The organism is Streptomyces bullii (assembly GCF_042657145.1).
GTDB lineage: Bacteria > Actinomycetota > Actinomycetes > Streptomycetales > Streptomycetaceae > Streptomyces > Streptomyces bullii.
This window is the reverse complement of sequence record NZ_JBHSNY010000026.1, coordinates 1-23,882: the sequence shown is the minus strand read 5'-3', so window position 1 is coordinate 23,882 and position 23,882 is coordinate 1. Positions and strand designations below refer to the sequence as shown.

At 70.3% G+C, this 23,882-nt stretch carries 30 protein-coding genes and 4 pseudogenes; 4 read left to right on the top strand and 30 right to left on the bottom strand.

Annotated features, from left to right (window positions below):
* Positions 1-118: pseudogene (locus ACFPZJ_RS39020) on the top strand (IS5/IS1182 family transposase); the annotation flags it as partial.
* Positions 119-221: 103 nt separating this feature from the next.
* Here ACFPZJ_RS39020 and ACFPZJ_RS39950 read toward each other — a convergent pair.
* The 29 genes and pseudogenes from ACFPZJ_RS39950 to ACFPZJ_RS38880 all read right to left on the bottom strand — a co-directional run.
* A pseudogene (locus ACFPZJ_RS39950) lies at positions 222-686 on the bottom strand (hypothetical protein); the annotation flags it as partial.
* A complete protein-coding gene (locus ACFPZJ_RS39015) occupies positions 640-1,161 on the bottom strand; it encodes a DUF6248 family natural product biosynthesis protein (protein WP_189891843.1) in 522 nt (173 codons plus the stop codon). The pseudogene ACFPZJ_RS39950 and the gene ACFPZJ_RS39015, both read right to left, overlap by 47 nt.
* Positions 1,158-1,790, bottom strand: a complete 633-nt coding sequence (locus tag ACFPZJ_RS39010; RefSeq protein ID WP_381031737.1) for an aldo-keto reductase family protein — start codon at positions 1,788-1,790, stop codon at positions 1,158-1,160. Before ACFPZJ_RS39010 ends, ACFPZJ_RS39015 begins: the two co-directional genes overlap by 4 nt.
* 83 nt (positions 1,791-1,873) lie before the next feature.
* A complete protein-coding gene (locus ACFPZJ_RS39005) occupies positions 1,874-2,383 on the bottom strand; it encodes a hypothetical protein (RefSeq protein WP_381031735.1) in 510 nt (169 codons plus the stop codon).
* A complete protein-coding gene (locus ACFPZJ_RS39000) occupies positions 2,355-3,095 on the bottom strand; it encodes a hypothetical protein (RefSeq protein ID WP_381031733.1) in 741 nt (246 codons plus the stop codon). Before ACFPZJ_RS39000 ends, ACFPZJ_RS39005 begins: the two co-directional genes overlap by 29 nt.
* A 9-nt stretch (positions 3,096-3,104) precedes the next feature.
* Positions 3,105-3,476: a hypothetical protein gene (locus ACFPZJ_RS38995; RefSeq protein ID WP_381031731.1), complete on the bottom strand. Its 372-nt coding sequence runs from the start codon at positions 3,474-3,476 to the stop codon at positions 3,105-3,107.
* Positions 3,477-3,510: 34 nt separating this feature from the next.
* Complete coding sequence (locus ACFPZJ_RS38990) at positions 3,511-4,350, bottom strand: DNA-processing protein DprA (protein WP_381031729.1); 840 nt, start codon at positions 4,348-4,350, stop codon at positions 3,511-3,513.
* Between the two features lie 86 nt (positions 4,351-4,436).
* Positions 4,437-4,961: a single-stranded DNA-binding protein gene (locus ACFPZJ_RS38985; RefSeq protein WP_381031727.1), complete on the bottom strand. Its 525-nt coding sequence runs from the start codon at positions 4,959-4,961 to the stop codon at positions 4,437-4,439.
* A 44-nt stretch (positions 4,962-5,005) separates the two neighbouring features.
* Positions 5,006-5,803 (bottom strand): hypothetical protein, encoded by a 798-nt coding sequence (locus tag ACFPZJ_RS38980; RefSeq protein ID WP_381031725.1) that lies wholly within the window; start codon positions 5,801-5,803, stop codon positions 5,006-5,008.
* A gap of 41 nt (positions 5,804-5,844) precedes the next feature.
* Positions 5,845-6,459: a cell envelope biogenesis protein OmpA gene (locus ACFPZJ_RS38975; protein ID WP_381031723.1), complete on the bottom strand. Its 615-nt coding sequence runs from the start codon at positions 6,457-6,459 to the stop codon at positions 5,845-5,847.
* 59 nt (positions 6,460-6,518) lie between these two features.
* Positions 6,519-6,950 carry a CpaE-like family protein gene (locus ACFPZJ_RS38970; RefSeq protein ID WP_381031721.1) on the bottom strand — a complete coding sequence of 144 codons (432 nt, stop codon included), beginning with the start codon at positions 6,948-6,950 and terminating at the stop codon, positions 6,519-6,521.
* 102 nt (positions 6,951-7,052) lie between these two features.
* Positions 7,053-7,427 (bottom strand): hypothetical protein, encoded by a 375-nt coding sequence (locus ACFPZJ_RS38965; RefSeq protein ID WP_381031719.1) that lies wholly within the window; start codon positions 7,425-7,427, stop codon positions 7,053-7,055.
* A 131-nt stretch (positions 7,428-7,558) separates the two neighbouring features.
* A complete protein-coding gene (locus ACFPZJ_RS38960) occupies positions 7,559-7,936 on the bottom strand; it encodes a hypothetical protein (protein WP_346088439.1) in 378 nt (125 codons plus the stop codon).
* Between the two features lie 93 nt (positions 7,937-8,029).
* The gene (locus tag ACFPZJ_RS38955; protein ID WP_381031717.1) at positions 8,030-9,532 is read right to left on the bottom strand and encodes a ParB/RepB/Spo0J family partition protein; all 1,503 of its coding nucleotides are present in this window, start codon (positions 9,530-9,532) and stop codon (positions 8,030-8,032) included.
* Between the two features lie 214 nt (positions 9,533-9,746).
* Positions 9,747-10,241 (bottom strand): hypothetical protein, encoded by a 495-nt coding sequence (locus ACFPZJ_RS38950; RefSeq protein WP_381031715.1) that lies wholly within the window; start codon positions 10,239-10,241, stop codon positions 9,747-9,749.
* A 50-nt stretch (positions 10,242-10,291) separates the two neighbouring features.
* Positions 10,292-10,783, bottom strand: a complete 492-nt coding sequence (locus ACFPZJ_RS38945; protein WP_381031713.1) for a hypothetical protein — start codon at positions 10,781-10,783, stop codon at positions 10,292-10,294.
* A gap of 116 nt (positions 10,784-10,899) precedes the next feature.
* A complete protein-coding gene (locus ACFPZJ_RS38940; RefSeq protein WP_381031711.1) occupies positions 10,900-11,586 on the bottom strand; it encodes a hypothetical protein in 687 nt (228 codons plus the stop codon).
* Positions 11,587-11,655: 69 nt separating this feature from the next.
* Positions 11,656-11,895, bottom strand: a complete 240-nt coding sequence (locus ACFPZJ_RS38935) for a hypothetical protein (RefSeq protein WP_346088448.1) — start codon at positions 11,893-11,895, stop codon at positions 11,656-11,658.
* Between the two features lie 63 nt (positions 11,896-11,958).
* Entirely contained in the window at positions 11,959-12,303 is a 345-nt protein-coding gene (locus tag ACFPZJ_RS38930; RefSeq protein WP_381031710.1) for a hypothetical protein, read from the bottom strand.
* A gap of 252 nt (positions 12,304-12,555) precedes the next feature.
* Positions 12,556-13,420 (bottom strand): annotated as a pseudogene (locus ACFPZJ_RS38925) (hypothetical protein).
* 298 nt (positions 13,421-13,718) lie between these two features.
* Entirely contained in the window at positions 13,719-14,330 is a 612-nt protein-coding gene (locus ACFPZJ_RS38920; RefSeq protein WP_381031708.1) for a hypothetical protein, read from the bottom strand.
* Between the two features lie 208 nt (positions 14,331-14,538).
* Entirely contained in the window at positions 14,539-14,832 is a 294-nt protein-coding gene (locus tag ACFPZJ_RS38915) for a hypothetical protein (RefSeq protein ID WP_381031706.1), read from the bottom strand.
* A gap of 47 nt (positions 14,833-14,879) precedes the next feature.
* Positions 14,880-15,122, bottom strand: a complete 243-nt coding sequence (locus ACFPZJ_RS38910; RefSeq protein ID WP_381031704.1) for a hypothetical protein — start codon at positions 15,120-15,122, stop codon at positions 14,880-14,882.
* 134 nt (positions 15,123-15,256) lie between these two features.
* Positions 15,257-15,589, bottom strand: a complete 333-nt coding sequence (locus ACFPZJ_RS38905; RefSeq protein WP_381031702.1) for a hypothetical protein — start codon at positions 15,587-15,589, stop codon at positions 15,257-15,259.
* 14 nt (positions 15,590-15,603) lie between these two features.
* Complete coding sequence (locus ACFPZJ_RS38900) at positions 15,604-16,470, bottom strand: hypothetical protein (RefSeq protein ID WP_381031700.1); 867 nt, start codon at positions 16,468-16,470, stop codon at positions 15,604-15,606.
* Between the two features lie 169 nt (positions 16,471-16,639).
* Positions 16,640-17,326: a hypothetical protein gene (locus ACFPZJ_RS38895; protein WP_381031698.1), complete on the bottom strand. Its 687-nt coding sequence runs from the start codon at positions 17,324-17,326 to the stop codon at positions 16,640-16,642.
* A 300-nt stretch (positions 17,327-17,626) separates the two neighbouring features.
* Positions 17,627-18,805: a DUF932 domain-containing protein gene (locus ACFPZJ_RS38890; protein ID WP_381031696.1), complete on the bottom strand. Its 1,179-nt coding sequence runs from the start codon at positions 18,803-18,805 to the stop codon at positions 17,627-17,629.
* A 116-nt stretch (positions 18,806-18,921) separates the two neighbouring features.
* Positions 18,922-19,479, bottom strand: a complete 558-nt coding sequence (locus ACFPZJ_RS38885; RefSeq protein ID WP_381031694.1) for a hypothetical protein — start codon at positions 19,477-19,479, stop codon at positions 18,922-18,924.
* 66 nt (positions 19,480-19,545) lie between these two features.
* Positions 19,546-19,917: a hypothetical protein gene (locus tag ACFPZJ_RS38880; protein WP_381031693.1), complete on the bottom strand. Its 372-nt coding sequence runs from the start codon at positions 19,915-19,917 to the stop codon at positions 19,546-19,548.
* Positions 19,918-21,046: 1,129 nt separating this feature from the next.
* Here ACFPZJ_RS38880 and ACFPZJ_RS38875 point away from each other — a divergent pair.
* From ACFPZJ_RS38875 to ACFPZJ_RS38865, 3 genes and pseudogenes are all read left to right on the top strand, one after another.
* The gene (locus ACFPZJ_RS38875) at positions 21,047-21,382 is read left to right on the top strand and encodes a hypothetical protein (RefSeq protein WP_381031691.1); all 336 of its coding nucleotides are present in this window, start codon (positions 21,047-21,049) and stop codon (positions 21,380-21,382) included.
* Between the two features lie 77 nt (positions 21,383-21,459).
* Entirely contained in the window at positions 21,460-22,020 is a 561-nt protein-coding gene (locus ACFPZJ_RS38870) for a hypothetical protein (protein ID WP_381031689.1), read from the top strand.
* Positions 22,021-22,294: 274 nt separating this feature from the next.
* Positions 22,295-23,169 (top strand): annotated as a pseudogene (locus ACFPZJ_RS38865) (IS5 family transposase).
* On the opposite strand, the gene ACFPZJ_RS38860 reads toward ACFPZJ_RS38865, so the two are convergent.
* Positions 23,153-23,689, bottom strand: a complete 537-nt coding sequence (locus ACFPZJ_RS38860) for a GNAT family N-acetyltransferase (protein ID WP_381031738.1) — start codon at positions 23,687-23,689, stop codon at positions 23,153-23,155. The pseudogene ACFPZJ_RS38865 and the gene ACFPZJ_RS38860 sit on opposite strands and share 17 nt — an antisense overlap.
* Positions 23,690-23,882: the final 193 nt, after the last annotated feature.

The following is a 23,882-nucleotide window of genomic DNA, read 5'->3' as shown; positions in this document are numbered from 1 at the left end:
ACGGTGCATCAACCGCCTCAAGCAGTGGCGCGGCATCGCCACCCGCTACGAGAAGACCGCCACCATCTACTTGGCCGGACTCCACATCGCAGGCATCTTCCTCTGGTCCACCCGATGATCCAAACGAAACCGCCTAGTCGGCCGGAGGCGGTGCGGCGCGGGACGGGGTCGGCGAACGAGACAACGCCGCGTACCCCGTCCGCGAGCAGAGCATCGAAGCAGCGGGCGAGGAACCACGACTCCGAGTTGCCGGGGCACTCATCGAGCAGGACGAAGCGCGAGCACACCAGCGACTCCTTGTAAGGGCGCAGCCCCGGCAGGGGCTTGGTAAGGACAGCTGTGCTGACCGGAACCCCGAACACGGCAACGCCGCACAGCGACGCCTGCTGCCGGAGACGTCGTACAGGCCGAACTGCACCTTCACCGCCGGGTACGACCGCGAGTAGTGGTGCGCGAGCACAAACGTCTTGGCCGGCTCTTCCTCGGGGATGACGTCCACGCGGTAGTTCCGGGCATCGAAGCCGCCATCCCGGACGTGGCGCCAGGAGTGCTTTCCCGCCCGCCACCGCTGGCACCAGGGCGACGCTGACTGTGCCTCGGCCAAGTCCTCGAACGGCAGCGTCTCTTGAACCGGGAGGCTCACTGTCCCTCCCCGTCTGCTGCGGTCTTCTCGGACAGGTCCGCATCCAGGCCGGGAAGCAAGGTGAGCTGATCGTCGGAGACGGAGGAACCGCGTCGCTGCCGCACCGGCCTCTTCTCCGGGGCGGCCGGAGTGTCCACGGGGTCCGTGCCGTCGGCAGGGTGGGGGCAGGGGCATAACCACCGGCAGGGCTGCTGGCCGAGCCCGTGGTGGATCACGGCGACGACGAAGCCGCCGCGGTCGGTGATGGTGCCGGCGTAGTCGTCGAGGCGGGGGCCGCTGGCGCTGACGCACTGGGCGTGGTGACCGGAGCCGCAGGGGTGGCAGATGCCCCGCTCGCAGGAGCACCAGCGGTGGAAGCCATGGGGGTAGGCGTCCTCGATCTTGCGCAGTCCCCTGGTCCAGGCGTTCGCGCGGACCCAGGCGCCCTCCGCCTCGGTCATCGGGGAGGTCACGCTGGAGGGGACGGGGTCGAGGATGCCCATGATCGATGCGCCGATCAGGCGCAGCCAGGTCGTCATGTCTCGTCTCCGAACAGAGTGGGGGTGGCGTGGAGTTCGTTCATCCAGGCGAGAAGGCGGGGAAGGTTGGTGTCGGGCCCGAAGGCGAGATAGGTGCCGTCGCAGCTGGTGCACCCGAAGGCCTGCGCGATACGCAGCCGCCGACGGGAGTTGACGCGGCCCATGTGGACGGCCATGCCTCGCTCCTGCGCCCTCAGGGCCAGGCGGTGCGCGGCCGGTGAGGTCTTCCACTGGGTGGAGCCCGCGAGGAACAGCACGTCGATCAAGTCCCAGGGGATGAGGCCGCGCTCGCTGCCGTCCTGGGCAGCGAAAGCGACCGGAACACCCAGTGCGCGGATCCGCTCCAGCCACGGCAGCGACTCGGCCAAGGTCGCCACGGCGTCCATGGGGACGTCGGGGGCGACGGCCCACAGGCAGCGGTCTCGGCCGTAGCGGTCGACGGTCGCCTTCAGCCAGGCGAACCAGCCCTCGGCGCCGGGCCAGCCCTTGCCGAACTTGCCGTTGTCGCAGGCGTACAGGGCACCGGGCGGGATCACGTTGCCCTGCGCCGGGGTCGTCATGCAGCCCAGGAGGCCGGCCTGCATGGCGGCCCGTACGTCAGCTCCGGACGGCGTGGCCAGGTACAGCACGGCACGGGAGCGAGGCGCGGGCCGGGGATAAGGACATGGGTGCGCACATGACGGGTCCTTCCGAAGGTCGGTGGTCGGGCGGTTCAGGCGAGCGGGAGCTGGGCGGCGGCACCGGAGAGCAGGGAGTCCCACTCCTCCTCGAAGGCCTCGTCCTGCTTGTTGATCACGCGGGCGGGGGCGGTGGCGAAGAGTTCCTCCGCCATCGGCCACGCCTTCGCGCGGCGGCGCACCCAGGAGCGGGCGCGCCCGTAGATGGGGTCGTGCTCGACGTCGACGTGGTGTCGCTCGGAGACGGAGATCAGTCGCCGGGCGAGCTGCTGGGGGCGGCCGAGGTCGACGCGCTCGGTGGAGCGCATCACCGGCCGCCGCTTTCCGGAGTCGGACAGCAGGAACAGCCGACGCACGTGGTACAGCGCCCACGGCATGTCGAGCTCCCGCTCGAACGCCTCCAGGCACGCCCGGTCCCGCGGCCGCGAGGGGTCGAACATCTCCAGGAGGGTCTTGCGGCCGTAGAGCTTCGCGTTGGGGTTGAGGCTCATCGCCGTGTACTCCAGGCGCAGCACCTCACCGGCGATGTCCGGATGGGAGCGCATGCGTTCCAGGTGGGCGGGCAGCGCGCCCATGGAGGTGGGGGAAGCAGCAGAAGGTGCAGTACGACTTCGGCCAGTGCACGCCGAACCGGTCCAGGAGGTAGGCCTCGCACTGCTGCCGGTCCCAGCCCCAGTCGATGAGCGGGAACACGCCCGTGCGTCCGGGGACCTTCGAGGCGGCCTGGTCGCCGAAGCGGCGGCCTTCCTCGTCGGCGTTGAAGCCCATGATCTGCCTGAACGGGCGGCCGCCGAAGACCTGGGTGATCCACCGGTCGCCGACCTCGCCTTTTGCCCGCAGGCTGCACTTGCGGACGCCGGCCTGCTGCGGGACGGTCCCCACGGACTCCAGCTCGTCCCACAGCGTCCACAGGCCCCGGGCGAACAGCCGCTCGGGGTGGCGGGAGTCGTCCAGGATCGTGATCCCGTCGGCCTTCAGGTGCCCAGCCCGCGCCAGCTGCACGAACCGCACGCCGCGGGAGCGCAGCAGCGGAAGCATGAACTCCTCGCACAGCAGCCGGGTTTCGGGCCACTCGCTGCCGGTGGCCATGTAGAGGACGGCGGTGCGCGCCAGGTCGATGCCGTGCGCGGCGGGGTCGGTGAGCATGCGCGCGAGGTAGGCGGTGGAGTCCGCGCCGAGCCCCCAGTTGATGACGGTGTCCAGCTCGTCGTCGGTAGCGAGGCCGGGCAGCGACGGCGTGAACGCAGTGCTAGGCATGGCGGTGCGTCACTCCTTCGCGATCCGGTCGGGCAGGGGCTGGGCGGGGATGATGAGGACCAGGGCGTCGGCGAGCCACGGGTCGCAGGTCGGCCAGAGATGACCGTTGGACAGCACGACGACGGGGCCGGGTTCGTGGGTGAGGTGGCAGCACACGCCGCACTGGCAGGCCGGGTCGTAGGGCTCGGGGTGGGCGGTGTACTGGTCGTTGAAGTAGTCGGCGCCGCGCAGGGAGACAGCGGCCAGGATCAGGTCGCCCTCGACGACGTCGCCGGCGCGGGCCACGCGCGCGTGAACGGGGTCGGCGAGCAGTGGGGCGTGGTCGGCGTCGTCGGGGTAGGCGGTGACGACGGCCTCGAAGAAGTCGACGTGCTCAGGCACGGCACGGTCCTCTCCCGGGAGGGCGGTTGGGGTCTCAGAGCAGGGCGAGCGCGGCTGCGGGGTCCGCGACCAGGACGGCGCGCTGCTCGGCGAGCAGGCGGGCGCTGCCGCTGGAGCGGACGTCGCCGTCAGGGGGCGCGGCGAGCAGGGGCCGTTTGAGGGCGAGGGCGGACTCGGCGGTGCGGGTCGCCTCGGCGTGGTCGAGGGCCTCGATGAGGATCACCGCGCGGGCGAGTGCGGCCAGGAGGCGGGCGCTGGCGTGGAGCGTCGCGCCGCTGGCTGCGGTGCCGGGCCGGTAGAGGCTGACCACTGCGCCGCCGTCGGCGGGGATGGAACTCAGCAGTTGGGCGTGGTCGTGGGGGTGGGCGCGGTCGAGGCCACGCGGCAGGACGGCCAGCGTCGACCGGCCCGCCTGAGCGGCTGCCCGGTGGGCGGCGGAGTCGACGCCGTAGGCGAGTGTGGCGGTGACCGTGTGGCCGGCCTCGGCGACCGCCGCGGCGAAGGTGTGCGTGTGGGCGATGGCCTGCTCGGTGGCGTTCCGGTTGCCGGTCACGGCGACGGAGCGGGCGGTCAGCTGGGGCAGCTGGTCGCTGCCGCGGACCCACATGCCCAGCGGGCAGTGGGGCCCGAGGTCCTCCAGGGCGATGGGCCAGACCTCGTCCGAGGGGATGACGAACGGGCAGGTCAGAGTTGCTTTGTCGAGTTCTTCGCGCGGTTTGTACTGGGCCAGGTGCCCGCTGTTGTCGCGGCGCACGCGCCGCTGCCAGACCTCGGCAGGGGAGTAGTCGGCGAGGTCGGCGGCGACCTGGTCCGGGGCGAAGTGGGCGGCCAGCGCGGCGCGGGCGGCACGTTCGGGCAGGGCGGGCTCGGGCATGGCGGCCTCTCGGGCATGGCGCGGCACCGGCAGGCGAACCGGTACCGCGCCGGGGTGGGCGGTGAAGGGGAAGAAGGGGCAGAGCGTCAGCGGCCGACGTGAAGGGGAGAGCCGTCGGCGCTGGAGGCGGCGGTGTTGGAGCAGCCGGAGGACCTCTGCTTTTCCCACCAGGCCGGAGGATTGCCGGGCTGCCTGGTGGGGGGACGGTGCGCGCTCGGTGCGGCGGGCTGAGGCGTCGGGGGAGGGGTGACGGGAGCGGCGGCGGCCGGGCTGGGCAGGCTGGCTTCGGTGTAGGCGATGCGCTGGCTCAGGCTGATGCCGATGTCGTCGACGCTCAGGTAGATGGAGTTGTCCTTGATCTCGGTGATGCGGCCCTTGACCAGGACGGTGACTCCGCTGGTGAGGGATTCGACGGCGTTGCGGGCGAGGTCCCGCCAGGCGGTGCACACGTAGGGGATCGGGGTCCCGTCCCGCCACTTCTGTGTGGCGGCGTCCCACTGGCTCGGGGTCTCGGTGAGGCGGAAGCGGCAGACGGCGATGCCGGATTCGGTGAAGCGGCATTCGACGTCGCTGGTGACGGTGCCGGACACGTGCGTGATCGACGGGGCCATGCGAACACCTCCTAACTCAAATAATAGTGTGTTCCGGGGGTGAGTCAATCCCCCCTCGTCCTCTGCATCCAGCGGCTCAGCCGTCGCAGCCACTGCCGCCACCCTCCGGATGCCGCTGGCGCCGGTGTGGCGCCTCCGCTGAACACCGTGGAGTCCTCGACCTCCACGTGCAAAGGCACCGTCTGCCCGGGCTGGACGAGCAGCTCGTCGGTGGTGTCGAGGTGAACCGATACCCGCACGGCCTGCATGTCGGCGTCCAGGTAGGTGAAGACCAGGACTCCGGCGATCTCGATGCAGGGCAGGCCTTCGTCGTCGGGGCCGGCCATCGGATGGAAGACGGCTGCGCTGTTGACCTTGGCGCAGACCTCCTCGTCCGGGAAGCGGAAGCCGCCCGGAGCAGGCAGGGTCCGCACCAGCCGGCCGATGTCGTCGGCGTACAGCGAGTAGTGCTCGTCTCCACGTTCTTGGTCTGCCCCGTAGTACATGTCGACGGCCTCACGGTCGTTCAGGGGCGGGTGCTCCGGGATGCCGTCGTCCCCGAGCAGGTTGTCCCAGCTGCTGCGGACGTGCCCGGCCAGGGCGGCCAGCGCGGAGTCCTCGTCGTTCCACAGCGTCACCTCGTCCGCGTGACGGTCCTGGCGACGCAGCACCCAGACGCTGCCCGCGACGAGCCGTGTGCGGGGCACCGGGCCGGTGAAGTCGAAGCGGGCGAGCCACTTGCCGAGGATGTCGACGGTTTCGGCACCGGGCCACTCGCCAGTGTGCTCCTGCAGCGCGTTCATCTGCTCGTACAGGTCGATGACTGCTGCACCCTCGGGCGTGGCCGAGTCGGGCGTGATCACGGAAGCCTCCTTCAACGAAGGGGTGGTGGGACGAGTAGGGGTCACGGGTTGCCGTCCAGGAGGCTGCGCACCAGCCCCATCACGCGCTCTTGTTCGGCCGTGAGCTGGGCGGTGCGCAGGACGCGCCTGCGTAGGACGGGCACGTTGAGGCTGATGCCGGAGGGCGCATCGGGCCGGTCCGGCGGGAAGACCAGACGGTAGTTCCGGGTGTGGATCATCCATGCCTCGTACCGGTCGGCCGGGCTGCCGCTGCGGGCGGCGTGGCCCTCGTCGGGCGAGAGGGCCGGGCACGGGCAGGACGGATCGGTGCAGGGCCGCCCTGCCGGGTGGTTGGCCAGGACGGGACGCTGCCGGTAGTGCGTGGCCGTGCCGTTGATCATGGGGCAGTGCGCGGCGGCGTACGGCAGGCACTCGGGGTGCAGCGCCGGTTCCGGGGAGCAGCCCTGGGTCACGTCGGCCGGGCGGACGATCAGGAAACATCGCTCGTCCAGGTGCTGGCCGCAGATCTGGCATAGGCGGTGCAGGAAGGCGGTACGGGCCCGCTCGGCGTCGAGACTGCCGAATGCCGCGTGGCCGCCGTGGATGAGGGACACCCACGGCACCACCAGCCCGCCCGCCAGTGGCCGGCGCGCACAGCGTTGGGGGATCGGGTGCATTGGTGACGTCCTTCGGATCGCGGGAGGGTGGGTCGGCTGGGAGTGACGACGGCCGGGCATCAGCTGTCCTCCGGTGGGGGCGGGCCGGTCAGGAGCGCTTCCCAGTGGGCGTAGCGGCAGTCGGTGGCGGCGTGCAGGCGCAGGTGCAGCCAGGCCACGTCTTGTCCGGCCCGCAGGACGGCTTCGGCGCCGATGGCCGCGGCCCGGGGATACGCCGTGCCGTCGTCCGGGTCGGCGGCCGCCACGATCAGGCCCGGCCGGTGGGGCATGTGTCGGAGCGTGAAGTTCGTGTAGCTGCGGTCGTCCAGGAGCACGAGCGGAGCGCTCTGGTACTCCTCGGAGGTGAACAGAGGTGAGGGCAAGTGCTTCACAGGGACCGGGCACGGCAGCAGTCCGATCGGGTCGTCGTCGAGGCGGTCGCTGATGACCAGCACCGGCTGGTGGGGTCTCTCCTCAAAGGCCTGTGCGGAGGCGGACATGGTGGGTGGCACGTCGTTTTCGTGAGGGGGCGGGATAGCCAGACGGGCTGTCCCGCCTCGCGCGGGTCCGGATCCGCCTGCGCCGCACGCGGCGGTGCGACGCAGGCACGCGGGTCAGTCCTCGATCAGCTCCAGGCAGGAGATCGGGACACCGTTGCCGGGGATCCGGAAGCGCCGGACGTTCTGCGGGATGCGGTAGTGGCTGTTGCGGGGGTGGGCGCGCAGCTGCCGGGTCGACTCTTCGTCGAGAAGGAAGCCCGCACGGCTGCCGGTGCGGTTGCGTTCCTGCACGGTGCCGGTCAGGCCGCGCAGCAGCTTCGAGCGCAGGGCGGGGCTGATGCGTGCCCGGCGCCCGGACTGGATGTGAGCGAACGCGGCCTTGTCGATGGCGCGGAGCCGCTGTGCGGCGGCCTCCTGTACCTGGGCGACGGCTGCCGCGTCGGGCAACTGCCGGATGAAGTCCCGGACGTCGTCGATGGTGATGGGCATGCTGGTTCGCCTCTCTGCGTGGAGGGGTGGACAACCGGCCGGGCACGGGGTGTGCCCGGCCGGGGGGTGGAGGAGCCATTCGAGGCGGCGGGGTGGGGCGGGTATGCGGGCTCAGCCCCAGTCCGGGCGGTCTAGGAGTCGGCCGGGATGTCGGTGAGTTCGATGCAGGAGGCCGGGACCTTCGGGATGCGATAGCGCTTCTCGCCGTCGGGGACGGTGAAGCGGGTGTTGTGCGGGTCGCGGCGCAGCTGGTCGGTGGAGTCCTCGTCCAGCAGGAAGTCGAAACGGCTGCGGGTCTTGTTGGGTTGTCCGACGGTGCCGGTCAGGCGGCGCAGGCAGGCAGGAGTGATCGTGGTGTTGATCCGGCCGATGCGGCCCGGGAGGATGACCGGGCGCTTGGCGGCGTCCAGTTCGATCAGACGCGTGGCCGCCGCCTCCTGGAGAGCGACCACGGCTCCGACGTCGGACAGTCCGCTGACGAAGGTGCGGATTTCGGCAAGGGTGGGCATGGCGCCTCTTTCCTGGTTCGTGATGGGGCCGAGGGGTCGGTCTGGCGTTCCGGGGCGGGCACCGGATGTCGGCACCCGCCGGATCCGCGTGGGTCAGGCCGCAGCGTTGGGCCGGTGGCTGGCGACGGCCTGCTGCTCGACCTCGGACAGCTGGTAGCTGCCGTCGTCGGCCTGTCCGAGGGATTCCAGGAGCAGCAGGTAGGCGGCCTGGAGCCGGTCGGGGGACTCCCAGAGGTAGACGTGCGTCATCCGGGCGGTGTCGAACTGCTTGGGCTCGCGGATGGCGTCCTCGAACGCGGCGGCGACCTGGGCGAACAGCACGTTGGCCAGACGGTTCTTGGGGAAGCTGGCGGCGGTCTCGGAGGCCGAGTCGTTCTCGGGGTCCTTGGCTCCGAGCAGCAGCGCCACGGTCTGGGTGCGCTGCTTTTCGGCCCACTTGCCGTAGAAGCGGGGCAGGTCCATCAGGATCTGCTGGGCGAACAGCCGGGCCTCGTCGGGCAGGGTCTTGCCGCGCACCAGCCGCTTGACGAACTCCTGCCTCGGTCCGGCGGCGGCCTTCCAGGCCCGGTTGCACGCCACGATCCGGGCCCGCTCCTCGGCCTTGTGCTCGTCCTCCTCGGTCTTGGGCTTCTTCGGCTGGGCCCGGACCTTGTGGCCGTACGCGGCCGGGTCGGCGCAGTGCCACACGGGCCGGTGCTCGTCGTCGAGGCGAGCGCTGTGGCCGGGGCAGTTCTTGTGGTTGTCCTCGGTGAGCGGGTTGCCCAGCCCGCTGGTGAGCTCCGTCAGGGGACGGGACGGGTCCTTCTCGTAAGACGGCACCCTGCCCAGCAGGGGGATGTTCGCCGCCCTCAGCTCCTCCTCGGCCTTGGCACGGGTCTCGGCGTCGGCCTGCTCGGCGCGCAGCAGCGCCATCTCCTGATCCCAGTGGCCGCGCCCGCCCTTGCCCTCGGCGTGGTCGCGTGAGAGCGCACGCATGAGCCGGTCCTCCGCGCCCCGCACGCCCGCGACCTCGGCGAGCTGGGCGGTCTGCTCCAGGTCCATGCCTGCCGCCGCCGTCCGGCGCAGGACGGCGTCGTTGAGCTTCTGCGCCGCCTTCGCCTGCTTGGCTGCGTTGCGGCCCACACCGAGGGCCTTGGCGGCCGTGCGCCGGTCGACGTCGGTCATGTCGATCAGGGCGAGTTCCTGGGCCCGAAGGGTGTCGCGCTCGCTCATGCCCTCGCGGTGGTCGTTCTCGACCAGGGACAGAAACCGCGTCCAGCCGTCGCGGCCGACCAGGTCCTCCCGCACGTATGCCATGACCAGGCGTACGGGGCGGCCGTCCTGCTCGGCGGCGGCGTTCGCGGCCTGCGCCGCCTGGGCGCGCCGCCAGCCCTTGAAGACGCCGAAGGTCCCGTCAGGCCGGGGCCGGACACTGATGGGCTCCTCGACGCCGAGTTCCTTGACGGATGCGATGAGCTTCTCGTCCGGCTCGGTGTCGTGCTCGCGCGCGTTGCACTCGTCGCGCACCAGCAGTGCCGGGTCGAGCTTGACGACCTGCGGCGCGGCCTCCTCGTGTTCGTCGCTCTTGTCGGTCGGGGTCGAGACGGCGGTGGCCATGCGGCTCTCCTTCTCCTTGCCTCATCGGTGAATTGGCGGGAACCAACTCCCTTGTATTAAAAATAATAGTATGGTTCCCGGTGAGGGCTAGATACCCCCTGACCAGCGGAAATGCCGGTCTGGTGTGCTACCTGCGCCTCCGAACTGCCTTGCGAGCGGCGTCCGTTCGGTGCCCGGGTGGCGTGGGGCGTCCGGGGGTGGCCGGCGGCCGGGTTCAGGCAGTGGACGGGCGCTGGCTGCGGAGGTGGGCGGCTCGGATCTCGGCGTCCAAGTCCGGGTGCTGCCGGGATGCCGAGGGCAGCAGTGCATCGCGGACGTCCATAGCCCGGGTGAGGACGCCCAGTTGCGCGGGGGACAGCACCCAAGGACCCTGCTCGTCGGCGTCCAGGGCGGCCAGCAAGTCTTCGGCGGCCTGGACGTCCTCAGCAGGCCGGTACACCGGGTGGGTCCGGTTGAGCCGCAGGGCGAGGACCAGACTCGCGCCCAGGTGCAGGGCGTGGCAGCGCCGGGTGGGCGTGATCACCTGGTGGCCGTCCGGCACGGCGAGGACCTGGAGCACGCCCGCGAGCACAACGAGCCGTTCGTCGCTCTGTACGGGGAACGTCGACTCGGTGGCGCGGTCGCCGCAGGACCGGCAGGCGTAGGACCCCGGATCCCGAGGCTCGTAGCGGCCCCTGTGGCAGATGTGGCAGAGGATCGGAACCGGCATGGCGCGGACCTCCTTCGTGCGGGCGCCGCAGCGCCCGCACGGATCGACAGTCAGGGTTTCACGCGGGTGACCTGGCGGGTTGGCAGGTGGATGCGCAGGACGTCCTCGTGCCCGGGCGGGTCCAGTGCCGCGAGCCGGTTGAGTGCATCGGTCAACTCCGGGTCGGCGAACACCTCCTCGGCCAGCGTCGCCTCGCCCACCGGCACGGCCACCGCCGTGGTGCGGGTGTGCCTGAGATCCGGAACGTCCTCGGTGCTCGCGAGCGCCGCGACGAACGGGCTCCATCCGACGTGCATGCCGTCCGCGGTCCGGCGCTCCGTCGTCGTGAAGTACGCGGCGACCACCGGGCGGCCGTCGCCGGGCTGCTCCGCCACGAACTCCAGGACTCGGTCGACGGCGACCTGCCGCCACGCCTCCTCGGTAGCCGAGAGGGCTTCGATGATCAGCGCGTCCAGGGATCTGGGTGCAAGACGGCGAAGCGCGTCGCGCACCGGAGGATCGGTCGGCGCGGCCAGCAGTTGGGCCAGATCGAGGGGTTTCATCGGCGGTGTCCTTCCTCGCGTGCGGCTGGGTGGCCGTGCTCGCCATCAGAGCTCCAACAACATCAATAATAGTGTGGTGGCGGATGTGAACCCGTCCCTGACCTGCCGCTTTGTTGCTATTCGCGGTCCCGGTGCGGCGGCAGCGGGAAGCTGCGCCGGGGGTCGAGCCGCACGCACCGCTCGCAGTACGCCGTTACGCGGTTGGCGGTGCACTCGCCCCACTGGCACTCGAAGTCCTCGCGCGGCCCGCACAGCAGGCAGCGCCCAAGGGCGATCCCGTGCAGCTCGCACAGTTCCCAGCGCTTGCGCTGCGGCAGCAGCTCAAGGGCTGGGCGGGGGCGCTCGAGACGGGCGGGCTCGGCGGCCGGGAAGGACTCGTCCCCGTCGCGCACCCAGCGCGGTGACAGCTCATCGAAGCGCTCGGGCGTGGTGTAGTACGGCTGGCCGGCCGGAGTGAACACCGTGGACAGGTGGCCGTTGGAGACGAGCGTCTCCAGGCGGCGGTGGCTGAACTCCCGCATGAGGGAGAGCATCTCGTCCTGGCGCAGGCTCCAGGCGTATCCGTACCGGCGCAGGATGCGTCGCTCGGTGGCCGCCGGGCCGCTCTGGGCGGCGTCGAGTTCCTCCACGGCCGCGATGGCGGCGGCGGGGTTGGAGGCCAGTTCGCGCGCTGCGTCCTCCGCGGCCGGGCGGGTTGTGTGGCTGCTGAGCGTGTACCCGTGGAGCTGGTCCACGACCTGGTGGGCTCCCTCGTGCCCGGTGACGGCGTACCGGACGGGCGGCTTGGGGCGGCGTCGGGGCATGACGGAACTCCATCCGTGCAAGGGGCCTGCGAGGTCGGGGCAGTTGCCCGGCCGGGGAAGGGGCGCCGGTCAGGCGGTGGGCAGCGGCGTGTAGGAGGAGAAGACGTAGTGGCCCAGTTCGCGCAGGGCGCCGGCGGTGAGTTCCACGGCCGCGGGGCTGTTGTCGGTCGGGCGGGTGTACGCCTCGATCTCGCTGTTCCAGGCGAATCCCTGGGCTGTGAGGGTCTCCTCGGTGCCGGGCGTGAGATCGTCAGAGGACCTGGGGGCGGCGACCAGTCCGTGGGCGGGGTCGGGTACGACCAGGAACACCGGGTCTCCTTCCGGCGCGGGCCACCCGGACGGGGCGGCCCACAGGTCAGGGCTGACGGCTGGTCAGTGAGTGACGGTGACGGTGTAGTCGGCGTCCAGGACGGCGAGCGCGGCACGGATGGCGGCGCGGGTCTCCTGGCTCGGGATCGAGTAGGGGAAGTCCAGGGCGTGCACGGCGTCGTCCAGGTCGAGGTCGCGCATGGGCAGTGTGTATCCGCTGCGGTAGAGGGCGACGGCGGTTGCGGTGGCGACGCGGCTGCGGTTGTAGGCGATGGCTTCCTCGGCGGTGATGTCGGTGCCGAGCGCTTCGCGTGCGGTAGGCGGCAGCGCCGCGATCCCGGCGCTGAACCGGCGGGCCGGAATCCGGAGGCGTGCCGATCGCAGGGCGCGGCGCAGCGTTCGAAGCATGGCAACTCCTGGGACTGGAGGGGGAGGGGGTCGCCACGGAATGAGGGAGGTGACGACCCCGGAACCTCACTACTAATAATAGTGTGGGTTGTGAGCGTGTGAACCCACCCCTGACCTGCGTAAACGAGGGGAGTGCGCGAGGTCAGAATTCGGCGTGTGTGCGACGCCAGGGATTTGGGCGCCGCCCTGGTGTACTCCTGAGAACTGGGGCCGTCGCCCTGGCGGGCGAGTGCCGGCGGCGGCCCGGCTCGTTCAGTGGTGGTGGCCCGGCGTCGGGCCGTCCGGGCTGAGGTCGGGCGGCGCGCAGTAGTCGACGCCCGATTCCGGAGAGATGGGGTCGCCGGAGTCGATGTCGGTGCAGTAGGCGTCGAAGACTTCTCCGGCCGTGAGGGGTTCGAGGTCTCCCGCTCGCAGCCGCCAGCCGTAGACGCGGTCCGGGGCGCCCGGGCTGCGGGTCCTCATGACGAGTGCGCCGGGCAGGGCCGCGAGACCGAGGGCGAGGACCGTGGTGAATTCGAGGGCCTCGGTGTCGTCCAGGTGGGTAGCACCGTCGGGGTCCGTGTCCGCGTGCAGGACGGAGACCAGCGTCTCCGGCGTGGCCGAGACGCTGCACACCAAGTGGCGGTGGCCCGGGTCGGCGGTGTCGAGGATGCGGACGAGGGAGTCTCGGGCTCGGGCGAAGGCCTCGTGGCCGACGTCCTTTCCGCAGGCGGCGCAGGCGCCGAGGCGGGCCAGGAGTGTGGAGGCGTATTCCCAGGTGGCCTTGCGGACGGCTTCGTCGATCAGGGCCGGGACGATGTCGGCCAGGGGCTCGCCGTCGTACGGGATGGTGGGGCCCGTGGTGGCGGTCTCGGCGGTGAAGCGGGCGCGGCTGGACGGGCTGTCGGGGTCGAGGCCGGTGTCGGCGCAGAAGTCGGCGTACTCCTCGGGGTCGAAGAGGGCGAGCATGGTGTGCATGCCCTGCGAGGCGCGGGCCTTGAGAAGGTCCTCAACCCCTGCCAGGTAGGTCGCGTAGTCGTCGAAGGCGAAGCTGCGGTAGTGCCGCATGGCGCGGAAGTCGTGCTCATCGGTGCAGCCCGATGGTGCCCGAGATTTCGCGGCGCAGAACGCGGCGCATCGTCTGGCGGTCGGTACGCGCCGCGTCTCCTCCCGTGCGTGATCGGTCGGCGTCCGGCTCGTTCGGGTGGCACTCGGAGGGCGGGGGTGTGTAGGTCACGTGCGCGCCTTTCTCGTGGGTGAGTTGAGCGGACCGCCTCTGCGGGGACGGATGGCAGGAGCGGCCCGCTCGCGTTGGCCGGTCGTCGGGGGCGTGCGGCGGGCGGGCGGCGGTCCCTGCGGGGATGGGGCCCCCGGGGCTGGCATATTCAATAATAGTGTGTTTAGTGAGGCTGGGAACCTGCCCCTGACCTGGTTGTTCACTCCCGCGTGGGTTGGGCGAACGCAGCCAGCATGGAGATCACTCGGGCGGGGCAGCCGGATGCTTCGACGGTCACCGACTCCCCGGAGGCTCCGACGATTACGCACACGCTGTCCACTTGGACGGGGCCCTGCTGTCCGGGCGGGCGGGCGTCGTGCTGCCAGATGATCCGTGTACGCCGGTACTGCTCCTCGATGCGGGCGCCGGGGAGCGCGCCGGCCACGGCTTCGGCGACTGCGGCGCGGGCGCTGGCCTCCGCCTGCTGCCGGGCGGCGATCTGGGCGGCCAGTTCGGCGGCCTCGGCGTGCAGCGGGTAGAGCCGCCGGGTGATCTCGCGTGCCACATGGCGGGCGCTGATCGCTGTGACCCTGATCGACGGGGTCTGCACCTGGGCCTCGTCCGGGAGGGCCGCGTAGACCTTGAGTCTGCTGGGCTGCTCGTCGTCGGGTTGGCACAGGCGTACGGCGCGGCCGTCGCCGTCGACGATGAGCCGTGCCAGACCGCGGGAGTACTCGGGCAGCGGGGCGGTCCGGCAGTGCGTGCCCAGCTCCCGCGCCACATCGTCGGCGAATGCGTCGAATTGCTCCTGGGTGGTCAACTCCTGCGGCATGGCGGCGTCTTCACTCCTTCGGGAGGGTGGTGGGTGCCCGGCTCGGGCGGCGCGGGCGCGTCCTGGTCGCGGGGCTCGGCGTCTCGGCGGAAGTCCTCGGCGGTGTAGCCGGTGTCGCACGTCGGCTTACAGAACTGGCCCGGTGCTGCGCCGCACGTCTCGCACCAGTCGTCGAAGTCTTCGGGGCGCCACGGCCGCAGCGGGCCGGTCACGCGGGGAACGCCCGGATGTGGTCGACGACCGCCCGGGCGGACAGGACCGGAGACCGGTGCATCGGCTCGGTGCACTGGGCCTGCCAGATACTCGCGGGCCGGGACGGGGTGATCTGGTTGCTGGTGGCCGGGCTGATGCTCCACTCGCGGCCGTGCGCGTCGGTGGCGGTGTAAGTCAGGAACTCGGGCTTGTCCTGGCGGCCGTTGTCCGTCCAGGAAAAGCCGGCGGCCGTGAGGGCGCGGCCCAACTGGTCGCAGCGCTCGCGGGTGATGTGGCCGAAGGTGGCCAATGCGCGGTCCCTGCTGTGACTGGCGGCGGTGTGAGGCGGGTGGCCGGTCAGGTGCGGCCGGACGGCTGGGGCTTGCGGTAGCGGTACAGGAAGCGCGCGGCCCATTCCCGGCTGGCGAAACCGGGAATCCCGCCGCCGCTGCCCGGGCGGTTGCCCGGATACTCGGCGACCCACTGGCACACTCCCGGGTCGTGCCAGACGACGCCGTAACTCGTGCTCGGATCCTGGCGGTCGAGGACCCGGTAGCCGTACGAACCGGTGTTGCGCGGGAACGTGAACTCCTCGGGCATCGCGGCCCTTTCGGTTGGTCTTTGGGTGCGGGAGGGGGCGGTGTGGGGGGAGAAACCCCCTCCCGCAACATCCATAATAGTGTAATACTGGGTGGTGTGAACCCGCCTCTGACCTGCGGCTTTTGAGGCCGCATTCAGCGCATGAGCATGCGGGGACCGGCGGTGACCGCGTCGGGCGGCTGGTGGTCGCGGTAGTCCGAGACCTTCACGTACCCGCCGGGCATCGTGTCCAGCCGCAGACCGGGCCCCCAGTCTTCGGTCACGTGCTGGGGGAGGTTCTCGACGTCGTCCGCCTCGACCTGCTCGGCCCAGCCGGTCACTTCGCGTCCGAGTGCCCGCCGCCACGCCAGCAGGATGGGGAAGAGCTGGCCGCAGTCGTCGACCAGGGCGACGGCGCGGGCCTCGTTCGGGCCCGGGCACTCGGCGTAGGTGGGCGTCTCGGGGCGGGTGCGCTCTCCGAGGGTCATCAACCAGCGCATCGTCACGACGCGTCCAGTTCCAGGCGCGCCGCGTGTGGGGCAGCGTGCGCGCGCGGTTGCGGGCGGCGGGCCGGGCGCCGTGAGCGCTGCTGGACACGCAGGGAGTCGGCTTCGGCCTGGGCGCGGCGGGCGTGCTCGTGCTCTCGGGCGGCCGCGGTGAGGCAGTACGGGGCCCACCACTGCTTCACATCGACGGTGCGGGCCAGCGGGTTGGGGAGCACCGGGTAGGGGAGGTCGGCCAGCATCAGCAGCAGGACCGGGTGCGGGCAGGCGGTGAACCAGCGGGCGACGGTCCACCAAGCGGCCACGGCGGCGCGCCGCGCGGGGTGGGCTGCGCGGGCCTCCCGCTCCAAGCGGGCGGCTTCGGCCTGGTGGTGGGCGGCCGACCAGGTGAGGAAGCGCAGCAGAGCGGCAGTGTCCCGCTGCCGGGAGAGATCCAGGATCACGGGCAGGTCGCCGCGCTGCGCGACATGGGCGGCGCAGGCGCGCAGGACGGCGGTGAGCGTCACTGCCGTCTTCTCGGGCGGCTCGTGCCCGTCGGCGGACGTCATCGGGTACACGCTGACCTGGGGGCGGTCGGCGTAGTCGTCGGGGTAGAGGGTCAGGCTGCCGTGGTAGCGGGTGCGGCTGCGGGTGAGCCGCGGTAGGGCGTCGTCGGGGGCGGTGGTCTGGTAGGCGTTGACGGGGCCGAGGCAGGCGCGTACGGCGGTGAACGGGTCCCAGTAGTGGGGGTGGTGGGTGCCTGTGACGTGCACGCTGCCGCGCAGCGCCCCGCCCAGCTCAAAGACGACGGCGTCGTCCTGGCGGGGGCCGGCGGTCGCGCACACGGTGCCGGCGGGCGTGTCGACGGTCAGGCTCTCGCTGGTCATGGGCTGCGGCTCCTCGGCGGTTCGGTTCGGTGAGCGGGGGCCTGCCGCCCCGCGCTCGCCGAAGGGGAGGGCGCGGGCGTCGGCGGCAGTTCTTCGGCCAGTGGCGCTCTGGCCGGGGCGGGCCGTCCGCCGCCCCGAGGGGGACGGGGCGGCGGACGGCGTCTGTGGGTTACTCCTGCGGCGGCTTGTGGCGGCGCAGCATGTCCCGCTCGGTCAGGGACACTTCCTTGCCGCACGGGCATTCGCCGTAGCGGCGGCCGTGCAGGCGGAAGAACTTCGCGCCGGTGTTCTTGGCGTTGACGGTGTGGATGGTGCCGGGGACCGGGGCGGTGTTGGTGCAGTAGCCGTTGTCGGTGACGGCTGGCTTCTCAGCACGGGGGCCCTCCTCGTCGGTGTCGGTGATCTGTGACAGGACCGGCGCGTCGTAGACCTTCCGCAGTACGGCGGGGACGCCGGGGCACGGGATGACGGCCTGCTGGAGTTCGGCGGTGTCCATGGGGTGCAGCCACCCGTTCCGCACGGCCCAGCCGCACGCGCGGGGGTGGGGCTCGGTGGCCGTGGTGGCGACCAGAACGGCGCTGCGTACGGTGCTTCCCTCCAGCGCGAAAACCAGAAGCGTGCACAGCGCGCAGTAGTCGTCTTCGTCCACCACGGCCAGGCGCAGCGGGGCGGTGCCGACGGAGAGGTCGGCCTGAGCCCGGACGAACGTGTCGTCGGTGGGCTCGGCCACGAGGTTGAGCGGGTGTTCGCCGTCGCCGAGTGCCTGGAGCAGGGCTGCAAGCGCGGTCAGGGTGCGGCTCATGGCGGCCGCAAGCGCGGCGTCGTCGGGGCGGGTGCGCTCCGGGCGTGCGGGCATGCGGGTACTCCTTGCGGACGGGGCGGTGAGCACCGGGGGCCGGCGCACGTGTCTCGTGGCGCGGCGGGGGTTCTTCTGGGCGCGCGGTCTGCTCCGCAGACGCGTCGCGCTGCCGCTACGCGGCAGAGGGCCGGGCGGGCGCGCTCCGCGCTCCCTGACCGGGTGGGGGAGCGCTCCGCGCTCTGGGACCGGGCGGGCACCCCCGGGCGGTCCGGGAGGGGTGCCCGCCCTGCGCTGGGGCGGGGCGTGGGGCCCGTGCGGGCCGGGCTCGGGGAGGGTCCCGGCCCGCACGGGGGTCTGTCAGCCGTGCGCGGCGGCGGCCGTCAGAGCGGGCAGCGCGAGCGCTTCCAGGGCGGCGGCCTGGTCGGCGTCCGTGAGGGTCTGCGCGGTCGACGTGACGGCCTGCATCACGCCCCCGGCCGTCATCTGACCGCCCCGCACGAAGTGCGACAGGATCATGTCCTTGGCCTCGGCACCGATGCTGAGCGTCTTGGTGACGTGCTCGATCGTCTTCGTCGGCTCGTCCAGCGTCTTTCCGGCGGCGGCCTCGACCTGGCGTACCTTGGCCTCGACGTACTCCCGTGACAGGAAGGTGCGCACGGCGTCGGCGGTCTTGGACGTGATCAGCTCCAGCGTCTTGCGCTGGGTCTGGCCGGACCAGGACACGACACCTTCGTCCTGCTTGCCTCCCAGGTGCACGGCGCGCATGACGTCCTTGGTCTCGGTCAGGCCGTTGCGGCACACCTGGATGACGGCGCGCGGGGTGATGGTGTACGCCCCGGAACCGACTTCGCTGTTGGTGATGACGAACCCTGCGGAGATCACCGGGAGTTCGTCACCGTTGCGTCCGTCGAACGGGGAGCGGTAGCCGCGCAGCAGCTCGGGGGCCTGGATGGCGACGGCTTCGGACTCGACGCGCACGTACATGCGCCGGTCGGTCAGGTCGCACCCGGTCACGCGGGTGGGGTGGCCGGACTGCTTCACCCCGTCCAGCGCGGCCAGCAGCATGTCGAAGTTGTCCATCAGCTTGTAGCTGTCGGACAGCAGTGCACGGGCCACGCCCTCGGAGGGCGGCATGCCGGGGCCGCTCTCACCCCGGAACGCGCGGAGCATGAAACGGCGCTGCGGCTCCTCACGAAGCCACGCGTTCACGTTCTCGTCCAGCAGCGGGACGTTCTCAGCGCGCATGCGGCGCAGGTAGGCGAGCGGGATACGGAGCTTGTCGGCGATCCCCTCGTCGGCCACGGCGGTGGGCCGGTAGATGCCGTCTACGTCCGTCACACCGTCCTCGGTGATCAGGGACTCCACACCCTCGACGTGCACGTTTCCCTCACGGAACCGCAGCGCGGACGCGGGGGCGATCACGTCCAGCTTGCGCCGGTTCTGGTCCTCCAGGATGCGGACCAGGTCGGAGAGTTCGGCGTTGCGGGCGCCGGTGGGTGCCACGTTCGTGGCGCGCTCGGCGAACTGCTGAGTCATGCGGTGTTCTCCCCTTCGTGTCGGCTTCTGCGGTTCGGGGGCGGGGCCACCGCCCCCGAATAACTTCAATAATAGTGTGTGTCAGGGGTGAGTGAACCCACCCCTGACCAGCACACTTAGCCCATGCGGTACGCGGGCAACGGCGTCAGGCTCGTCCGGCGCACGTTCGTGACCTTCGGCACTGGCGTGACACCGTGCATCTCGCACAGGTCGTAGCGCAGTTCCGGGGCCCCGCCGAACGGGTCGGCGTGGGCGTGAATCGCGTTCACCCAGTAGGTCCCGTGGCGATGCGTCACGCTGCCGTGGTACTCGACCTTTTGCCACAGCACCGGTCCGGAGTGCTGCGGGTCGAGACTCCGGGCAACCGCGATCACCAGTTGATCCGCCACGCGCTCGGACATCAGCAGGACGAACGCGCGCGCGACCGTGGTGCGGTCCACCGGCACGTCGGCCATGGCCGGGCCTGTGTGACCGGTGCGCACACCCATCGCCCAACCCAACTCGAAGAACGGCCGGATCAACTCCAGTTGCTTGCTCGGCACCCTCAGCGCGTCCGGGGCGCTCTCGCTGCGCGCCAACTCCAGGAGCGCGTAAGTCGCCTGTTCCCGCTCAGCGTCCGTGAGTGGTGCCGTGGTCTCCTCGGACTGCCCCGTAATCCGCGTGTTGTTCTCCACGGTTGTCCCTCTCTTCTCGGTGATGCCGGGTGGAGGGGGTGCCCCGACTGGGGCACCCCGGGGGGATTACTTCAGGAACCCGCGCGACTGGAGGAACTCGGCCGTGATGTGCGCGATTCCCTGCGGCTTGTAGATCTGCGGGAATCGCCGCATTTCCACTTCGGTGCGCCCGTTCTCGTCCGGCTCCGGGAGTTCGTGAACGAGCCGGTAAGGACGGTCACCCGTCGGCATTTCCAGCACCACCGGGCCAACCTTGGTGTCGAACCGAATTCCGGTGTAATGGGCGTCGGAGTTGTGCACAATATTCGCGCCCACCCGCTGAACAAGCAAGGGCAGGAAGTTTGCGACCGTACGGGCCTGAATTGCAAGGCCGGTCATGGGTGCGTCCTTACCGCCGTGCACTCGGCGGACGATTCCGTCAGAGATCTGGATCTCCACGTGTTCCCCTTCGTTGGACTTCTGCGGTTCCCGGGGGTCACCTCCCCAGGACTTCAAATAATAGTGGATGTGAGCCGTGAGGGGAAGACCTGTTGCGACCCGTGTTGCGTACAGCGTTGCGCCTGATGTTGCGCCTGATGTTGCGTCAGGTGTTGCGCTGGAGGTTGCGCGGCCCAGTGGCCAGCTTCTACGTCCCCCCAAGTCAACACCCTGCGGGCGCGTGGTCGGCCTGCTGACATCCCCTCTGCTGCCCCTGCTCCCTGCCCAAATGGAGAAGAGAAAGGGAGTAGGGCGGACGCGGTCGACGCGGCGGCATCGGGGATCCGACAGTAGCCTGACACTCGTTGCGCGCCGGCTCCGCCGCCGCGCTCGGCCGGTAGGGCTAAGCGAGAAGACTTAGGAGCGTTGTGAAGTGCCGTTCTAGTGCCAGTGGCGGCATGTCGCTTCCTTGCCATCATCGGATCTCCTGGGTTCGTCCTCTGACGTGGTGAGACCTTCTTCTGTCCACTGACACGTAGTGGCACCAGTCACTGGCAAGTAGTGGCGTCAGCCCAGGACAGCTTTGTGGCGCTTCCTATAGGCCCACCCACTGCGGCTCCATGGTCCGGAGGAGGACCGTGGGCGGCATCGGCGGCTCTCAGTCGCAGGTACCGGCGGTGACGATCAAAACAAGGAAGCGCGGCTGAACATCCCGTAAGCGGTCGTCCGGAGGTTCGATGAGGCCACGGCGTATCGCATCGTGATCCCGGTTGCCACCCCGCCGCTCAACGACACGGTGCACTCCTCGGGGGTCGGGCCCGACCTGTGGATCATGGGCTGGCGCTGGCCGGCTTCGGCACGATCTTCGGGGCGGTCAATGTCTTCCTCCGGCACCCGTGGGACCATCGTCGGCCCGGCGTTACGAAATTCCGCGGCGGTATCTAGACGAACTTATAGGGCAACTACCTGCTGCTTCGAGTGAGTTGACGTGGTTGTCGCGCCTCTGGCATCCTGGAAATGGCACCACAAGTCTGTCCGCACGCACTACGGCTCCTCTTCTCCCCGGCGAAGATGGGCCGTTTCTGTTTTCGAGAACCGCTGAGCCCCTGGGTGACTCCCCAGGGGCTCTTTTTGTCCCTGGAGGTCCACCTTGCCCACCCTGCCTGCCGCCCTGTGGGGGGCGCCCTTCTGGTTCGTGGCACTGGCCGTGCTCGTCCTGTTGGCTGTTTCCGGCCTGGTCGCCTTCATGGCCTGGCTGATCACGCGGCGGGCGGCGCCGGACGATTTGCCGCAGGTCCTGCTGGGACTGAGCCACGTCATCTCCGCGTTCTGCGGCCTGCTGCCCTGGGGCAAGCCGTCGATTCCGTCCGCGCCGCTTCAGCCGGTCGTGCCGGATCCCGAGCCCAGTACGCTGCCGGCGCAAACCCTGGTGGTCATGCGGAACGACGTGGCGCTGCAACCAGGAAGCGGGGAGGGGGGACGATGACTGGCAGGCACAGGGAAAGAGCTGTGGTGCGCCCCCGGGTGGAGCGCACCACGTCCTGGAGCACCGTTCTGCGATCTATGAACCGTGAGAAGGCGGAGACGCTCTTGGCCTGCGCGCTATTCGGAACGCGGCTGGAGGAGCTCGCCCACGCTAGGGGCCAGAATTGGTCCAGTGCATTCATGGCACGTGCAGGAGCCGTCTATCAGGCGCAGAAGCTCAGTGTGGAGTTGGAGCTGGCCAACATCTGGTTCCCCCAGGGTGGGGAAACCATCGTCATCGATAACGGCCTGCGGGCGCTTATTCGTGAATGGAGGATCGAGGAGCGGTTCGCGCCGCGCTGCCAGCAGTGCGATGCTCCCTTCGCAAGGCGAGCCCAGTGCGGTCGGCGGCCACGCGAGTACTGCTCCAACGCCTGCCGCCAGAAGGCCTACCGGCGCCGCAAATCCGCGGTGCAGGGGGCAGCGGAGCAGCTCCCCGAGTGCCACACCCCCGAGGACGTGCACCGTGCCTTGGGCGAGGGCCAGGAGGTCGGGGAGGTCGTTATGTGCAAGGTCTGCGCACCGGGCTATCCCATCCGGGCTCGGCTGACGGATGAGGTGTGGACACCCGTCTTCGGGCGTCACCCGTTCCCGGACTGAAGCGACTGCGCCGCCGGTCGCGGAGGTACCTGCTCAGTGCAGGCGCGGGCGGACAAATACCCCTCCCACGACGACTGGCCTGCGCTCTGGGCGGGGGCGACACGGTTGTCGGCGGCAGCGGGGACACCCGTGTGGTTGGTGGTGAGAGCACGGACGTAATGGTGGGCGACCGTTGTGCGGTCGTGTCCGGCAGGACCGCCAGCCTCACCGTCCCACCTACGGGGTGCTAGGCCGTGTATCGAAAGTGGATCTTGAGCGTGGATGATGACGGTTCATGGGTCGGGGAGATCTCACGGATGAACAGTGGGCGGTGTTGGAGCCGTTGTTGCCGAAGGGGATGAAGGCGGGGCGGCCGCCCGTCTGGCCCCGGCGGCAGCTGATCGACGGCATAAGGTTCTGGGTCCGTACCGGCGTGCCGTGGCGGGACGTGCCAGTCGGGTACGGGCCGTGGGGCCGGATCTACGACCTCTTCCGCCGATGGCAGCGGGATGGCACCTGGCACCGGTTCCTTACCCGGCTCCAGTCCCTGGCCGACGCGAAGGGTGCGATCACTTGGGACCTGAGCGTCGACTCCACGGTGTGCCGCGCTCACCAGCATGCGGCCGGCGCCCGCAAGCGGGGTGACCTGCATTAGGAACCACCGGGAGGTGTCTTCACCGAGCCCGGAGATCACGGGCTGGGACGCTCGCGCGGCGGGTTCACAACTAAGTTGCACCTGGCCGTCGAACAGGGCCAGAGGCCCATGTCGATCGTGATCACGGCTGGGCAGCGCGGTGACTCGCCGCAGTTCGAACGCGTGCTGGAGAAGGTACGCGTGCCCCGCATCGGGCCCGGCCGGCCACGTGTCCGTCCTAATCGCGTGAGGGCTGACAAGGCGTACGCCTCCCGCAGGAACCGCGCCTACCTGCGCCGACGCGGCATCCGTTGCACCATCCCGGACAAGGCCGACCAGGCGCGTAACCGCAAGAAGCTGGGCGCTCGGTGGTCGGCCACCCAGATTCGACGCCGAGGACTACAAGGCTCGGCATGCGGTCGAGTGTGGAATCAACCGACTCAAAAAGGCACCGAGCTGTGGCCACCCGCTTCGACAAACTCGCGGTCCGCTACGAGGCGACCGTCCTGGTAGCGGCTATCAACGAGTGGTTGTGACGTACTGGTCCGACGACAACTCGAACACCCGTACTCGCCGACCGCCGGCGGGATTGACGGTCTCACGGACCGGATGCAACCCCAGTTTGGTCATGATCCGTTCGGAGGCGTCGTTGCCCACTTGAGCGATGCTGACGATCCGCTCCAGCCCTCGCTCTTCGAACCCGAACCGGATAGCGGCCGCAGCGGCCTCGGTGGCCAAGCCCTGCCCCCAGTGGGAACGTCCCAGCCGCCAGCCGACCTCAACCGCCGGCAGTACCTCCGGCAAGTAGTTGGGCACCGAGAGGCCGGTGAACCCGGCCAGCTCGCCAGTGGACCGGATCTCCACTGCGAACAGGCCGAAGCCTTGTGACTCCCACTCGCTCTCCCACGCCTGGACCCGGCCGCGAGTCTGCTGTTCGTCAAGGACGCCGCCGTCCCGGATCCACCGCATGACCTCAGGGTCGGCATTGACGGCAGCCATGGGCGCAACGTCTTCCTCGCGCCAGCGACGCAGGATCAAACGGGGAGTCTCAAGCATGACCATCCGATCATTCTTGATCACAAAAGGGCTCTCCGTCATGCTCACCAGGCGCTTTCGATACACGCCCTAGTGCTGCGTTCCTCAAAGGATGTACACATATCGGCGGTGTAAGCGCCTGGTGGGTGGTGCGGGTCTGCCCCAGATCCAGGGTCGGGCGCGGGCGTTGAGCTGGTCGGTGGCGACGCGGGTC